The organism is Virgibacillus sp. L01 (assembly GCF_052246775.1).
Classification (GTDB): Bacteria; Bacillota; Bacilli; order Bacillales; family Amphibacillaceae; genus Lentibacillus.
This window is the reverse complement of record NZ_JBQQCP010000013.1, coordinates 1-14466: the sequence shown is the minus strand read 5'-3', so window position 1 is coordinate 14466 and position 14466 is coordinate 1. Positions and strand designations below refer to the sequence as shown.

Here is a 14466-nt window from a genome sequence, read left to right as displayed (position 1 = left end):
CCTGGTTCCATTGATTTGCACTGCAGGCGGATGCTTTCCGCGGGAGTGAGATTAGTTTCTACAATCGTTTGGATAAATGATGAATATAAGTATTTATGAAATTGACTTAGGTGTTAAAAAAATTTCTCCCTAAAACTGAACTCGATATGCTATTTGTAATAACTTTTTGTATAATATTTTTCTTCCAGTCCTTCAATCCATTCCAATGCCTTTTGATTGAACTCTGAATCTTTTAAGGCTAGCTTTTGCTTTTGATTATCAATTGCTTCATGTAGTGATTGATTATAATCAGGAACTTCTCCTTCAAAAGGATGTACTGCTGATTTAGTTACATTCATTTTTTCATAATGTGCCAGAGCCTTTCGTTCATGAAAAAATACGCCATCCACTAGACCAGGATTATGAAGGTCACCTTGCATCGGATGTTTTTCGACTGCAAGAACTTTGATTAAAAATCGTTTGTCGCGATCTTCCATTACTTCTCCTATGTATTTTCCTGAATTATAATTAGCGCGTACGGTATCTCCAATATTAATTGTTGTCATGATTAGCCTCCCTTTACTCTATTGTGCCAAAATAGTAGTGGTTTGGGCAATCATTAGGTTTTTTATTTAGCTTAGAAATTAATAATGATATAATGTAATTAAGGATGTGAGCAGTAATGATGGAATTTTTGTATTTTCCAGAAGATAAAACAGAATATATTCCGGCTATTATCCAGCTAGTCATTTTTATGATTGGTGCCGCAGTAGTTATGTACTTTTTTTATAAAGTGTCAAAAAAAGAAGAGAAAAAGTTTAATGAACAATACCAAGAAGAGTCCTTCGATGATAAAGAGTGAAAACGAGCTTATTAAAATTAAGCTCGTTTAATTTTTGCCTAATTGCAGATACTTGTAGTAAAGCATCTGCAAAGGAGTAGCGTTGATGAGGGTATTCTTCGTAATAATATTACTTGTTTTAGTTTCATGCCAGTCAAATGAGGAAACGACTAGATCCGTTGATATGTATAACGAATCCGGGGATATGATTGGTACAGCAGAGTTATCGGACAGACCTGAGGGTGTACAGGTGAAGCTAAAGCTTGAGGGTCTGGAACCTGGCTATCATGGAATTCATGTTCATGAGTTCCCTAAATGTGAGGGGCCAGAATTTATTAGTGCAGGAAATCATCTCAATCCAGATGGAAATGAACACGGATTAATGCATCCAGAGGGAGCACATTTAGGTGATTTACCAAATGTTGAGGTAGATTCTGGTGGGCTTGCCAAAGCTGAATTAATGCTTGCTGGTGCAACGCTTATGGAAGGGAAGAAATCTATTCTTAAAGGAGAAGGGACATCCTTGATTATTCATGCTGGACAGGATGACGGAATTAGTCAGCCTGGTGGAAACTCTGGAGCAAGGATAGCATGTGGCAAAATATTAAAAGAACCTAATGAGACAAAAGAGTCCCCGACAGATCCTACTAAGTTTAATGAAAAGCAAGAGGAATAAATTATAATAAAAATTGCTCTCTCAACATTAGTCGAGAGAGCAGTTTTTTTTATAATTTATTTACAGCATTGATTATCCGTTTAACTCCTTCTTCCAATGTCTCTCTAGGACAAGCGATGTTCATGCGCATGAATGTTTTTCCTTCTTCGCCATAATCGGTACCTGTATTAAGTCCAACTTTGGCATTTTCAATCATGAATTTCTTTAGTTGTTTGCTGTCCATTTCCATTGCACTGCAATCAATCCAAAGTAAATAAGTACCTTCTGAACGGATAACTTCAAGAACATTAGTGTTTTCCTGGAACATTTTCGTTACATATTCCTGATGTTCCTTTAAAACATTCCTTAGTTCATCAAGCCATTCTTCACCATGTAAGTATGCAGCCTCCATTGCTGTATTACCCATTGTATTTAGCATATGATGTCCTTGACTGTTCAACTGTTTGTTAAGTGCATCTCGCTTTTCTTTATCAGTAGTGATAACATATGATGCTTGCAGTCCGGCAAGATTAAACGTCTTTGATGGGGACATGCATGTAATTGTTTGTTCGGCAATATCGTCAGAAAGTGAGGCAATCGGAATATGCTTCTCGTTCGGGTATGTCAGATCCCCGTGTATTTCATCTGATAAAATTAATACATCATATTTCAGGCAAAGCCGTGCCATTTCCTGTAACTCCTCTCTTGTCCAAACACGACCTACAGGGTTATGTGGGGAGCATAAAACGAATGCCTTAACTCCTTGCTTTAATTTGTTTTCAAAGTCGTCAAAATCAATGTGGTAATAATTATCTTTCTGTAGAAGAGGATTTTTAACAACTTCTCTGTTATGTGTCTCTATTACACTGTAAAATGGTGTGTATACAGGTGTTTGGATTAAAACCTTGTCATTAGGCTCTGTGAATGCCTGAATCGCCATATGCAAGCTTGTGACGACACCCGGGCTGAATGAAAGCCAGTCTGAGTTGATTTCCCAATCATGTCGTTTGGTAACCCAATTTATGATTGAGTCTTTTACATCATCGTCAATAATGGTGTATCCGTAAATACCGTGATCAGCACGATCTTTCAATGCATCGTTTACAGCTTGTGGGGCTTGGAAATCCATATCAGCTACCCACATTGGCAGGACATCTTCTGTCTGGAATACAGGTTTTAGCATATCCCATTTTACTGAACGTGTATTTTTACGGTCGTGAACTTTTTCAAATATTCCCATTGTAAAACCTCCTACTAATCAATAATTCAATTATATCGGATTTAATACAAAAAAAAAGCAAAGCGCTTGTACGCCTTGCTTACAGGGGGAATACGAGAAAGTCTTACAATTATAGTATTACCCCCTGTATAGAAATATAAACATAAAATGACAAAAAAACTTTAATTTTTTTCCAATCGATGAAACTTATAACATCAATTGTTTCGTTTTATATTTACAAGGCAGGCAGGAAGGCAAATGGAGGACGAGGAATTAAAAAGACTAGAATTAGAAGGAAGCGCAGAATCGACAGAAGGAGGTGGTGAATCACCAGAAGAGAGAGCTGAATCACCAGAAGAGAGAGCTGAATCGCCAGAAGAGGGAGCTGAATCAACTTAAAACAAAGAAAGAGCACCAAATTGCGTGCAATTCAATGCTCAATTGGCCTTAAATTCTCTAACTAGTTACAATCGTTTCTCTAATTTAGCCTTTTCTTCCTCAAATCCTGGTTTGCCAAGTAGTGCGAACATGTTTTTCTTATAAGCCTCTACACCAGGCTGGTCAAACGGATTAACGCCTAGCAGATACCCGCTGATTGCACATGCTTTCTCGAAAAAATAGACCATATAACCGAATGTGTATGCATCAAGTTCTGGTAATTCGATAATAAGATTTGGGACATTTCCGTCGGTATGTGCCAGTAATGTTCCCTGAAATGCTTTTTCATTGATGTCGTGAATTGTATTTCCAGCAAGATAATTAAGTCCATCCGAATTTGCTTCGTCTGATTCCAATGTGATTTCTTGTTTGGACTTATTGACATGTAAGACTGTCTCGAAAAGGTCACGTCTTCCGTCCTGAATGTATTGTCCCATCGAGTGAAGGTCTGTCGTAAAGTTTGCTGAAGCTGGAAAAATTCCTTTTTGATCTTTTCCTTCACTTTCACCAAACAGTTGCTTCCACCATTCAGACACATATTGAAGGTGTGGTTCATAGTTAACAAGCATTTCGACTGTTTTCCCTTTGTTATATAGTACATTTCGGATTGCGGCGTACTGATATGCCGGATTTTGGGTTAATGATGGATCTGCTAAGTCGTTCATGGCTGCTTGTGCACCTTGCATCATTTCATCAATTGATACACCACTGACTGCAATAGGTAATAATCCAACTGCAGTTAAAACAGAATAACGTCCACCAACATCATCCGGAATAACAAAGGATTCGTATCCTTCTTCGTCTGCAACTGTTTTTAATGCACCTTTTGCCTTATCAGTTGTTGCATATATACGTTTTGTTGCTACATCCTTACCGTATTTTTCCTCAAGGAATTTCTTGAATATCCGAAATGCTATAGCAGGTTCAGTTGTCGTTCCACTTTTGGAGATAATATTAATCGATACATCTTTTCCCTCAAGAATATCAAATAACTCTTTCATATACGTGGAACTCATATGGTGACCAACAAAAATAACCTGGGGTGCCTGCCGTTTATCCTTGGATAGAAGATTTTGAAAGGAATGATTAAGCATTTCAATCGCTGCGCGTGCACCAAGATATGATCCACCAATTCCGATGACAAGTAATATATCAGTGTCTTGTTTTATTTTGGCAGCTGCTGCCTTAATTCGGGAAAATTCCTCTTTATTATATGTTTCAGGTAAATCAACCCACCCTAAAAAGTCATTTCCAGGTCCGGTTTTATTATGTAATGCATTGTGTGCTGTCGCTATATAGTCCTGTAAATAATCAATTTCGTTCTGATTGAAGAAACCTAGTGCTTTACTGTATGAAAAATTAATAAGTGTCATGTTTTCCTCCTTCATTAAGCTTACATTTTTTACTTTACCGAAGTGATATTGTGAAATCAAGAAAGAGCTTGTATATATTTTACCTAAAGTGAAAAACTAATGAAGAGAACATGAGTAAAGGAGGTTTGTTGAAATGAGTGGTATACAACGAGCATGTTTAGCATTAACCGTTATTGGCGCAATAAATTGGGGACTTATCGGATTATTTCAGTTTGACCTGGTTGCTGCAGTATTTGGTGGTGGTGAACAGAGTGGTGCTTTTGCACGTGTTATTTATACGTTAGTAGGTATAAGTGGTCTGGTAACATTGTCATTATTATTCAAACCAGATGAAGCTTTTGCTGATCGACCTGAGCCTCGTACAGATACTTAAATTTGAAGCTAAAACAAAAAGAGGCCTTTCCAAGTATTGTTGACTATGTCAAAAACATACTTGAGAAAGCCTCTTTAAAATTATTATTTTTTATTATAAGATCCTTCTGACTGTTCAATCCATTCTTCCAACTTGTCTTTTAATGTATTGAATCCTGCGTTATCGTTTTCTTGTTGCTTTGGTGCTTGATTCTTTTGAGGTTTTGGACGGTTCTTAGGTGGTTCTTCTGTAGCACGAATCGATAATGAAAATTTATTATTATCTTCATCCACATTCAATACTTTCACTTTTACTTCGTCCCCGGTTGTTAAATGATCATTAATATCTTTAACATACCCATGTGTCACCTCAGAAATATGAACTAACCCTTGGATTTCTTCGTCTAAAGCAACAAATGCACCATATGGTTGAATCCCTGTAACTTTTCCTTCTAATATCTGACCAGTCTCAAACTTGTCTGACATGCTGAACAACTCCTATACTCTATTCGATTCTTTTCACACAATAAAATATTTTAGCATAAATTTCGATTCCAAGCAAAAAATAATAGAAATTTACTGAAGGAGTGAGCACATGGTTCCGATAAATTCAGAAGTTGAAAATAAAATATATCCATTGTATGTATTGGAAGAACGATTAAAGCCCGAGGGATTTGTGATCGGATCAAACTGGGATTATGAAAAAGGGTATTTTGATATGAAAATTGATGATGATGGTGTTTATTATTTTCTAAGGATACCATTCTATGCTGTAGCGGGATCACTTGATTATCCCGGAGTAACTGTGCGAGTTGATCAGCCGTTTTTACTCGCACATCAGTATCAACGAGGATTTGATGAAGAAGGGGTTGGCGGGGCATTACGTGGTGCATTTGACCAATTTCAGTCCCCGGTAAACGCAGACGCTGATGTACCTGATGAATACGTTGAAGCAGGGAGAGATATCATGAAAAAGGTAGAGCGACTTCTCTTACCAGGAAGTTAATGTCAAAAGGATATCCCCTTTTTTAAATGTCGTATCTTTTGGGGGGTTAATCACCCAATCGTCATCGCGTATAAAACCAAATAAAAGTTCTTTTTTGTCCAAGTAAAAAATTATTCCATTTTTAAAAGTGGAATCCTCCAGTTGTTCTGGAAGGGGTAAGTGTGAAAATTGCTGATTGTTTAAGACGCTTAGTACTGTTTCAAATGGTCTTGTATTTTTAAGGTGGTAAAGCTCATGATAAAATAAAGTACTGATAAAATCATTTGTCCGGATAATAGTGTTTGCTCCAGCACGAATTGCATTCTCAATTTGTGAAATAGAGAGAACCTCTGCGTTAATTGATACATGCTGATTATTTCCGCGAATTGCTACTATTGCCAATATAGTTGTAATGTCAGCCTGGCGCTCTTTTTTAGTGATATCGGAAGCTATAATAACTGACTTGGCCTCTAGAATGTTAGCTTGTATTAACGTTGAATCTTCACTTGGATCCCCATGGATAAAGTGAACAGGATAATGCTGATATGGCAGATGATCAAGCGTTCTGTCAATCAGGACGATTTCTTCTTTAGAATCCTTCGTATCAATCATATTCACTAGCTGCCTTGTCCGTTCATTCCATCCAACTATTACGATGTGATCCGCACCTTTGAATTTTACTTTTCCTTTTGACAAATCTTGTTCATGCTGAATGGTTCCGGCTGACAATGTCATTATGTAAAAAGTAAGCAGCCCACCACCGGAGAGAATAAGCAGTATTGCAATAACTTTTCCGAGGGGGGTTAATGGAACAAAATCACCGTAACCAACCGTCGCCCCTGTAATAAAAGCCCACCAAATTCCATCAAATACCGATGGGAATGCAGATGGTTCAACAATGTGAATAATAACCCCAAAAAAAGTCATTACCACAAATATAGATAGCAAAAGCCTAACAATAACTGGCAGTCTGAAATAGATATGTTTGAAATATTCAATACTCATTATATAATGCACCTTAGATTATTTTACATACTAGTATGGGCAAAGGTATTAATGTTATATACACGATAAGCAAAAAACTCACCCGCTAAGAGGTGAGTTTTTCAGGTTAGACTTGTTGTAGCTTTTCTTTGATACTTGTATATACTTCCCGCCAAATATCCTGATTATCACGGAATGATTTGGTCATAAATAAGTACATTTCCTTTGACTTTTCCTCATAATCATCCGCCTCTTTTGACGGGAGGTTATCACGGGCGTCATCCAGATATTGTTGTATTGCTTTCGCCCTGGGCCCCCATTTTGCAACTTCATTGCCAGCTTCATCAATAAAAATAAAGATAGGAATGGAACGTGCCTTACCATTTGTTAAGTATTGATCCATTAACTCCAAATTTTCATCTCGCAGAAGCATTTTAACTGGAATATTAGCCTGTTCAACAATTCGAATCAAAATGGGGATATTCAACATTGCATCGCCACACCAATCCTCGGTTAAGACAATTACACGGATATTTTTGTCAGCAAGTTTTTGAAAAAACTGTTTTTCTGCAGGTGGTGTGAAGTGATCATAAATATGTAATAAATTTTGTTTGTTTTTTTCCATTGACTCGATGTAGGCATCAGGTGTGATACCTTCTTCATACCATTGATTTAAATCCATTGCCGTACACTCCTTTGTCTGTTCCTTTAAAAGAGTGTACCCAATATTTCCTGTAACGTAAACAAAAGTGCTCTTTTGTATGATTTTTTGTTATGATTGGTATGGAAGATTTTAAGGAGGTAGTTTTAATGGAGCAAGCAAACAGGGATTTTTTGATGGAGTTATTAGATACACCATCCCCATCAAGTAATGAGATGGAGATTCAAAAAAAGTGGATTAACTATGTACAGGACTTTGCAGATGAAATTAGAACGGACAATGCTGGTAATGCTATTGGAGTAATTAACCCAAATGCATCATTTAAAGTGTTGCTTGCAGGTCATTGCGATGAAATAGCATTAGTCATTAATCGAATTGATGAAGATGGATTTTTGCATTTTGATAAAATGGGCGGGATAAATCCAAAGGCCGCTGTTGGAATGAAGGTTACTGTACTTGGATTTAACGAAGAAGTAACAGGCGTAATTGGTGTTAACGCACAGCACCATGGTGGATTAAAAGATGACTTTGGCTTAGAGGATCTGTTTATTGACTGTGGTTATAAAACGAAAATTGAAGCTGCAAAATTTGTTCAGATTGGTGATTTAGCTGTCTATAAAACGGAGCCGGAAATATTGATGGATCGTTATGTTGCTGGTCGCGGATTGGATAATCGAACCGGATCATTCATTGTTGCTGAAGTATTGAAGCGGCTCTCTAAAAAAGGGTGTAATGTTGGTGTATATGCAGCAAGCACTGTCAATGAGGAGACAAACATGGGTGGTGCTTATTTTGCTGCTGCCGGTGTTGAACCAACAATGGCTATTGCTTGTGATGTAACATTCTCGACTGATTATCCTGGTGTCAATAAAAATAAGCATGGGGACATAACACTTGATGGTGGTCCTGTTTTGGCAAAAGGTGCACCAATCAACATTAAAATTAATAAATTATTGGAAAAAACAGCAAGAAAATTAAATATGGCTGTGCAATATGAATTAACACCCCGGATGACTGGTACAGATGCAGACAAAATGCGTTTAACAGGTCCTGGTGTGCCCGTATCATTAGTATCATTACCTTTACGTTACATGCATTCCCCGGTGGAAACATCAAGTTTAAGGGATATTGATGAAGAAATTGAATTGCTTGTTACGATGATTGCTGATCTTACTGGTGAGGAAAGCCTTAATCCTTTGGAAGACTAAAGTTAATAAAACTATCAAAATCTCAAGCCTAAAATAAGGTTTGGGATTTTTTTAGCAGTTAAGAAAGTATAACTACTTTCTTACTGCATAAGTGCAACTATGGCATTCACCAAAAGGCTTGCACTCCAGAGTATAAGGGGTTCTAAGAAAGCAAAATACGCTTTCATAAGAATCCCTTTAACGAATGCCAAGTTTTCTAATATTACGCTGCTGGCGAATGTGAAGCCACCGTCTATCATGAAAATGAACTACTAATCGAATTATAGAGGTGTTCCATACAGAAATAGCGTATCCTGTATTCGCTTGTTAAGCCTACTATAGAAGCTAAAGAATACTCCATCAACTATCATGAATGAGATTTGAAATCAAGCTAGAGAGAAGTGAAATTACTTGCTCACAATGGATTTACCATTTCTAAGAAAACATATTACGCTTTCATATGACCTCCTGTATCGATAAGCCGCGTTTTCTAAGGTGCTTGTATAGGCAATAAGTATGTTATTGCATTGAACAGGAAAGTGACTTTTTTACCGGTTTACTTGTAATTAAAGCAATAATTTATGTAAAAGTAGTGTTTTTTGCTGTGATTTTATAAAGCATATTTGTATACCAACTAATGAATCGGGTCATTTTACGTATTTATTTTTACAAAAATAGGAAAATTTTACAATAGAGAAATAGTCTTGATACTGTACGAGGCTGCTACAATAGTTATTTGGAAAAATTAAACAAATAATTAGGAAAGATATCTAGTTCTATTGTCTGTACGATAATGCCAGGTAACCGGTACTTATTAATCAAATGCGGTTGTTGCAATATTTGTCGACAAGATATGACAGATTTTTCGAAATTATTACAGTATAGTTACATTAACAACAAAGATTTTACAAACAGCTCCACTTCAGCTGAGAACCTACACTAAATTTTTTAGTAAAGGAGGCTAGGGGAGTTTTTTGTTTGTTTAATTACGGTATAAAAAAATCAGGAGGAGGAATGAAATTGCTAAGTAAAAAGCTTCAAACAAGAGCTTTTAGTATTGCAGCATCACTGTTAATGGTATTTTCGTTAATAGTGCCTGGAATGTCTTATGCTGAGACGAATGGTAATATACATCATTCGGCAAAAGATACGCAGGGTGCTGCAAAAGAAAAGGTCAATAATCGTTTGCTGGATCAATTTAAGAATGATGAAAAAGTAACGTTTTTAATTAAGTTCAAAGAAACAGCAGATACGAAAAAAATTGCTAAAGAAGCAAGAAAAAGTGCAGAATCTGCAAATATGACAGCTAAAAAAGCTGAATTTATTCAACGTTCTGCTGTAGTATCTGCATTAAAATCTGTCTCTCTTGAATCACAGACAAATGTAGAACAGTATCTTCAGCAGGAAGCTGATAAAGGAAATGCTGAAGAAATCAGGTCGTATTATATCGTTAACGGCATGGCTGTTACCGCAACGAAAGAAGTTGCTGAGAAGGTAGCCAGTTTTGCTAACGTTGAGAAAATATTACCGAATGAAACCCGTGAACTGTTAACACCGGTTACAAAAGAAGCAAAAAATGGTCCACAGTCTGAAACTGCTAATATAGAGTGGAATGTTGAGCGTGTTGGAGCTCCTCAGGTTTGGGATATGGGGATTGATGGCTCTGGAACAGTTGTAGCAAGTATTGACACAGGTGTTCAGTGGGATCATCCTGCTCTTAAGGAAAAATATCGTGGCTATGATGCTGCAACCGGTGAAGTTAATCATGACTATAACTGGTTCGATGCCACTGCAGCACAATCAGAACCATACGATGACCAAGGACATGGTACACACACAATCGGAACAATGGTTGGTGGTGAACCCGATGGATCTAACCAAGTTGGGGTTGCTCCTGGCGCACAGTTTATTTCTGTAAAAGCATTCACAGCTGCTGGAGGAACTGATGCTGATTTATTAGCAGCTGCAGAGTGGATTTTAGCACCAACTGATTCAGAAGGAAATGCGCGTGTTGATATGGCGCCAGATGTTGTTAACAATTCATGGGGCGGTGGACCAGGACTTGATGAATGGTACCGCGATGTTGTTATTAACTGGCGTGCAGCGGAAATCTTCCCTGAATTTTCTGCTGGTAACACAGGCTTATTTAACCCGGGTGGCCCAGGATCTATTGCTACACCAGCAAACTACCCTGAATCGTTTGCAACGGGAGCAACAGATATAAATGATAATTTAGCAAGTTTTTCTTTAGAAGGTCCTTCACCATATGATGAGATAAAACCAGATATTTCAGCTCCTGGAGTAAACATACGTTCATCTGTACCAGGTGGACAATATGAAGGTGGCTGGAATGGCACATCAATGGCAGGTCCTGCAGTATCAGCTGTCGCTGCGCTATTACGTCAGGTTGATAGCAGTATTACAGTTGATGAAATGGAGCAAATACTAATGGATACTGCTATTCCATTAACGGATGAAACCTATACGGAATCCCCAAATAATGGATTTGGCCATGGTTTGGTAAATGCGTATGATGCAGTATCAGCATTACAGAATGGAATCGGTACAATCGAAGGTCAAGTGACTAAACCAGGTGAGGATAATGAAGCACCTACATTTAATCACACTGCACCAGCAGAAACTTACGCTGGCATGGACCTTGATTTGAATGTACAAGTTACAGATAATATTAGTGTTGCATCAGTTGAATTAGATTACCTGGATACAAATGGAGAATGGCAAACTGTTGAGGCCGGACGTGTTTCCGGTGATTTTAAAGAAGGCGAATTTGTAGCAACCATTCCAGGAGAGCAAATTGCTGAGGATTCACTGACATATCAATGGACAATAAATGATTTTGGCGAAAATGAAGTTGTCAGTGAAGAATATAATGTTGAAGTGAAACCAGGAATTTCTATAGGTTACTCAGAAGACTTTGAAGCTAATCCTATAGGCTGGACATCTTTTGGTGAAATGAACAGCTGGGAATGGGGAGTACCAACCTCTGGGCCTGGAAACGCAGCATCAGGAGAGAATGTATATGCAACAAATTTGGCTGGTGAATATGAAAGTGATATGAATGCGACACTGGTTATGCCACCAGTTGATTTACCAGAAGGAAATGCCTATTTGCAATTTAATCAATGGCATAATCTAGAGATGTATTCTTCAGGAACAGCTTACGATTTCGGTCATATCTTTGTATCTACTGATCAAGAAGAGTGGACACAGCTGTTGGAAGTGAAAGGTGAAACAGATGGCTGGGAAAGTGCCGAAGTTGATTTATCAGAATATAGCGGCCAACGAGTTTATCTTGGATTTAATGTTACAACAGATGGCAGTGTAACAAGAGAAGGCTGGTATATTGATGATGTAGCATTATCTGATACGTCACGAAGCAGTAAAGCATCTTTAGGGAAAAAAGGTAACAATAACGGAGTTCGGGGTAATAATGGTCTAGGAGTAATCCAAGCAGATGAAAAAGCTGGAATGAAAGAAAAGGTAAATCCAGCTAAAATTAAGCCGGAATTACCTAAAAAAGATAATCCTCCTGCCGAAGAGGATATAATTAATCCTAACTTATTACCGATGAGTGCGCAAGTAAGTGTATTGGAAAGCGGGCGTTCGGTAATGACTGATCCAGCAACTGGTGAATATTCCTTAAGCCATGCAGCAGGAACATTTACGTTGAAAGCTGAATCATATGGATTTGAATCTCAAGAACAATCTGTAACACTGGAAGCGGATGGATCGGCACAAGCTGATTTCACCCTTGAGGAAATTCCTCAAGCAATAGTAAGTGGGACAATTACTGATGAAGCAACAGGTGCCCCAATTGAAGGCGCAACTATTTTATTGGTAGAGGATGCTAATGTTACACCTGTTGAAACTGATGAAAATGGTAATTACTCTATCACAGGATATGAAGGAACTTACACGTTAAAAGTAATGGCAAGAGACTATTATAGTCAGGAAGTGGAAGTAAACCTAGACGAGGATATTCAACAGGATATCGCGCTTGAACCATTCTATACGTATCCTGGTGGAGAAATCGGTTATGATGATGGTACTGCTGAGAATGCTCGTGCATTTTATGATGCCGGTAATGGGTGGGCAGTAAAAATGTCCTTACCTGAAGAAAAAGATTCAGCAGTAGTAACCGATGGTGTTTTTCAATTCCATGGTACAGATTGGCCAACACCAGGTGGTACGGAATTTGCAGTTGAAGTATGGGATTCATCTGGTCCCGATGGAACACCTGGAGAAAAAATTGCAGGTCCAGTTGATGCTGAAGCGATAAGAGATTTAAGTGAATGGACTGTAGTTGATTTACGTGAGCATAATATTATTGTTGAAGATGATTTCTATATGGTATATATTCAGCAAGATCCAAATCCAAACGCACCTGGACTGGCAACAGATGAAAACGGAACGAACGCAGAACGAAGCTATCAGTATGTAGCTGGAGTTTGGTCACCATCTCCTGCTTCTGAAGGTAACTATATGATTCGTTCACGAGTAAGTTATGAAGTAAATGATCCAGTTATTTCTTCACCTAGCGAAGATTCAATCACAAGTGAACCAAACATGACAGTTGAGGGGACTGCATCTCCTACAACCACGGTTCAATTGTTAAATAATGGAGAAGAAATTGGGACTGCTGAAGTTGGTGAAGATGGTCAGTTTGCCATTCCAACTGAACTTTCAGAAGGCGAAAATGAATTTAAAGTATTATCCATGATGAATGGTGGTGTAGCAGGCGAATCTGAGACTGTTACAGTAACCCTGGATACAATGAGTCCTGAATTAACCATTGATAGTCCAGAAGATGGGGATAAAACCAATCGTGAAACAGTTACAGTTGAAGGTACCGTATCAGATGCTAACCTTGACTTTGTTGAAGTAAATGGTCGAGAAGCAACTGTTAACGACGGTGGTACGTATTCAAAACGAATTCTGCTTGATAACGGTGAAAACGAAATTGAAGTTATTTCCCAGGATCTTGCAGGAAACGTTCAGACAGAGACTATCACGATTGATGTAGACTTTGTTGCACCAACGGTTGAAAACCTGATGCCTACTGAGGATAAAGATCTGGAAGCAGGCGAAAGTGTGCGAATCGAGTTTGATAGTGAGCCAGGCCAAAGAGCTACATTCTTTATCCATATGCCACTAACAAATGCGGTTGCACAGATATCTAATGCAACGGAGCTTCCAATGATGGAAATGTCTGACGGGCATTACGTCGGCTATTATACAGCCACTAGTAATGTTGTTGCAGAGGGTGCAGTTATCGAAGTGAAAGTTGTTGATGATTTCGGTAATGAAACACGCAAGACAGCAGAAGGAAAATTATTTATCAATGTCGAATGATAAATAGGCTGTAAAGGAGAAGGTTGCCTCTTGGGTCGTAAGTTCTTGCTTACGATCTTTGGGGCAATTTTTTTTGTTTGTTAAGAGTGCTGGTACATAGCTGAAATTTCCCGCTCTTTGAGACGAATAATAACAGGATAGAATGTTTAGAACGTTTTTTTCAATGGTTGTGTCTAACAAACAGTCGAAGCGGATCCTCATTCCGCTAAATAGCAGAAAAGATGCTCTCGGAAGGATGAGACGGATCCTCGTTCCGTTAAAAGCTCGAAATCAGCCAATGTTGAGGTGAAAATGACAAATAGCTACTATGAACAAAACTGGCTCCTTAATCGTAAAGTCGTGGGTTAATTTGGTAGACTGTTACTAAGAAAGAAAAACCCAAATCAGAGCCACATTACGAAAGGAGCCTTACTATGAATA

At 38.1% G+C, this 14466-nt stretch carries 13 protein-coding genes; 7 read left to right on the top strand and 6 right to left on the bottom strand.

What is annotated here, in order from left to right; all coding sequences use genetic code 11:
• Nucleotides 1–149: 149 nt before the first annotated feature.
• Nucleotides 150–545, bottom strand: coding sequence for a kinase-associated lipoprotein B (locus ACTWQM_RS18240; protein WP_443259589.1), 396 nt, complete (start codon nt 543–545; stop codon nt 150–152).
• 116 nt (nt 546–661) lie between these two features.
• Here ACTWQM_RS18240 and ACTWQM_RS18235 point away from each other — a divergent pair, with 116 nt between their 5' ends.
• The gene (locus ACTWQM_RS18235; protein ID WP_443259588.1) at nt 662–841 is read left to right on the top strand and encodes a hypothetical protein; all 180 of its coding nucleotides are present in this window, start codon (nt 662–664) and stop codon (nt 839–841) included.
• Nucleotides 842–926: 85 nt separating this feature from the next.
• Nucleotides 927–1496, top strand: coding sequence for a superoxide dismutase family protein (locus tag ACTWQM_RS18230; protein WP_443259587.1), 570 nt, complete (start codon nt 927–929; stop codon nt 1494–1496).
• 49 nt (nt 1497–1545) lie between these two features.
• On the opposite strand, the gene ACTWQM_RS18225 is transcribed toward ACTWQM_RS18230, so the two are convergent.
• On the bottom strand, nt 1546–2715 hold the full coding sequence (locus tag ACTWQM_RS18225; RefSeq protein ID WP_443259586.1) for a MalY/PatB family protein: 1170 nt from the start codon (nt 2713–2715) through the stop codon (nt 1546–1548).
• 237 nt (nt 2716–2952) lie between these two features.
• On the opposite strand from ACTWQM_RS18225, the gene ACTWQM_RS18220 reads away from it, so the two are divergent.
• Nucleotides 2953–3093, top strand: coding sequence for a hypothetical protein (locus ACTWQM_RS18220; RefSeq protein ID WP_443259585.1), 141 nt, complete (start codon nt 2953–2955; stop codon nt 3091–3093).
• 65 nt (nt 3094–3158) lie between these two features.
• On the opposite strand, the gene ACTWQM_RS18215 is transcribed toward ACTWQM_RS18220, so the two are convergent.
• The gene (locus tag ACTWQM_RS18215) at nt 3159–4505 is read right to left on the bottom strand and encodes a glucose-6-phosphate isomerase (RefSeq protein ID WP_443259584.1); all 1347 of its coding nucleotides are present in this window, start codon (nt 4503–4505) and stop codon (nt 3159–3161) included.
• Between the two features lie 133 nt (nt 4506–4638).
• Between ACTWQM_RS18215 and ACTWQM_RS18210 the strand changes: the two genes are divergently transcribed.
• Complete coding sequence (locus ACTWQM_RS18210) at nt 4639–4878, top strand: DUF378 domain-containing protein (RefSeq protein WP_209481528.1); 240 nt, start codon at nt 4639–4641, stop codon at nt 4876–4878.
• Between the two features lie 83 nt (nt 4879–4961).
• Here ACTWQM_RS18210 and yugI read toward each other — a convergent pair whose 3' ends face one another.
• Nucleotides 4962–5342, bottom strand: a complete 381-nt coding sequence (yugI, locus tag ACTWQM_RS18205; RefSeq protein ID WP_443259583.1) for a S1 domain-containing post-transcriptional regulator GSP13 — start codon at nt 5340–5342, stop codon at nt 4962–4964.
• A gap of 109 nt (nt 5343–5451) precedes the next feature.
• On the opposite strand from yugI, the gene ACTWQM_RS18200 reads away from it, so the two are divergent.
• Entirely contained in the window at nt 5452–5862 is a 411-nt protein-coding gene (locus ACTWQM_RS18200; RefSeq protein ID WP_443259582.1) for a YugN-like family protein, read from the top strand.
• Here the strand turns inward: ACTWQM_RS18200 and ACTWQM_RS18195 are convergent.
• Together ACTWQM_RS18195 and ACTWQM_RS18190 are read right to left on the bottom strand one after the other, a co-directional pair.
• Nucleotides 5848–6846 carry a potassium channel family protein gene (locus ACTWQM_RS18195; protein ID WP_443259581.1) on the bottom strand — a complete coding sequence of 333 codons (999 nt, stop codon included), beginning with the start codon at nt 6844–6846 and terminating at the stop codon, nt 5848–5850. The genes ACTWQM_RS18200 and ACTWQM_RS18195 overlap by 15 nt on opposite strands.
• A 106-nt stretch (nt 6847–6952) precedes the next feature.
• The gene (locus ACTWQM_RS18190) at nt 6953–7507 is read right to left on the bottom strand and encodes a thioredoxin family protein (RefSeq protein WP_443259580.1); all 555 of its coding nucleotides are present in this window, start codon (nt 7505–7507) and stop codon (nt 6953–6955) included.
• A 128-nt stretch (nt 7508–7635) separates the two neighbouring features.
• On the opposite strand from ACTWQM_RS18190, the gene ACTWQM_RS18185 reads away from it, so the two are divergent.
• Entirely contained in the window at nt 7636–8694 is a 1059-nt protein-coding gene (locus ACTWQM_RS18185) for a M20/M25/M40 family metallo-hydrolase (protein WP_443259579.1), read from the top strand.
• Between the two features lie 993 nt (nt 8695–9687).
• Nucleotides 9688–14046: a S8 family serine peptidase gene (locus ACTWQM_RS18180; RefSeq protein WP_443259578.1), complete on the top strand. Its 4359-nt coding sequence runs from the start codon at nt 9688–9690 to the stop codon at nt 14044–14046.
• The last annotated feature ends 420 nt before the right edge of the window (nt 14047–14466 follow it).

Bases quoted from the DNA above. Each gene is read 5' to 3' on its own strand.
- ACTWQM_RS18180 (WP_443259578.1), top strand. From the start codon at position 9,688: ATGAAATTGCTAAGTAAAAAGCTTCAAACAAGAGCTTTTAGTATTGCA.
- ACTWQM_RS18240 (WP_443259589.1), bottom strand. From the start codon at position 545: ATGACAACAATTAATATTGGAGATACCGTACGCGCTAATTATAATTCA.
- ACTWQM_RS18215 (WP_443259584.1), bottom strand. From the start codon at position 4,505: ATGACACTTATTAATTTTTCATACAGTAAAGCACTAGGTTTCTTCAAT.
- ACTWQM_RS18210 (WP_209481528.1), top strand. From the start codon at position 4,639: ATGAGTGGTATACAACGAGCATGTTTAGCATTAACCGTTATTGGCGCA.
- ACTWQM_RS18200 (WP_443259582.1), top strand. From the start codon at position 5,452: ATGGTTCCGATAAATTCAGAAGTTGAAAATAAAATATATCCATTGTAT.
- ACTWQM_RS18190 (WP_443259580.1), bottom strand. From the start codon at position 7,507: ATGGATTTAAATCAATGGTATGAAGAAGGTATCACACCTGATGCCTAC.
- ACTWQM_RS18225 (WP_443259586.1), bottom strand. From the start codon at position 2,715: ATGGGAATATTTGAAAAAGTTCACGACCGTAAAAATACACGTTCAGTA.
- ACTWQM_RS18195 (WP_443259581.1), bottom strand. From the start codon at position 6,846: ATGAGTATTGAATATTTCAAACATATCTATTTCAGACTGCCAGTTATT.
- ACTWQM_RS18185 (WP_443259579.1), top strand. From the start codon at position 7,636: ATGGAGCAAGCAAACAGGGATTTTTTGATGGAGTTATTAGATACACCA.
- ACTWQM_RS18230 (WP_443259587.1), top strand. From the start codon at position 927: ATGAGGGTATTCTTCGTAATAATATTACTTGTTTTAGTTTCATGCCAG.
- yugI (WP_443259583.1), bottom strand. From the start codon at position 5,342: ATGTCAGACAAGTTTGAGACTGGTCAGATATTAGAAGGAAAAGTTACA.
- ACTWQM_RS18235 (WP_443259588.1), top strand. From the start codon at position 662: ATGATGGAATTTTTGTATTTTCCAGAAGATAAAACAGAATATATTCCG.
- ACTWQM_RS18220 (WP_443259585.1), top strand. From the start codon at position 2,953: ATGGAGGACGAGGAATTAAAAAGACTAGAATTAGAAGGAAGCGCAGAA.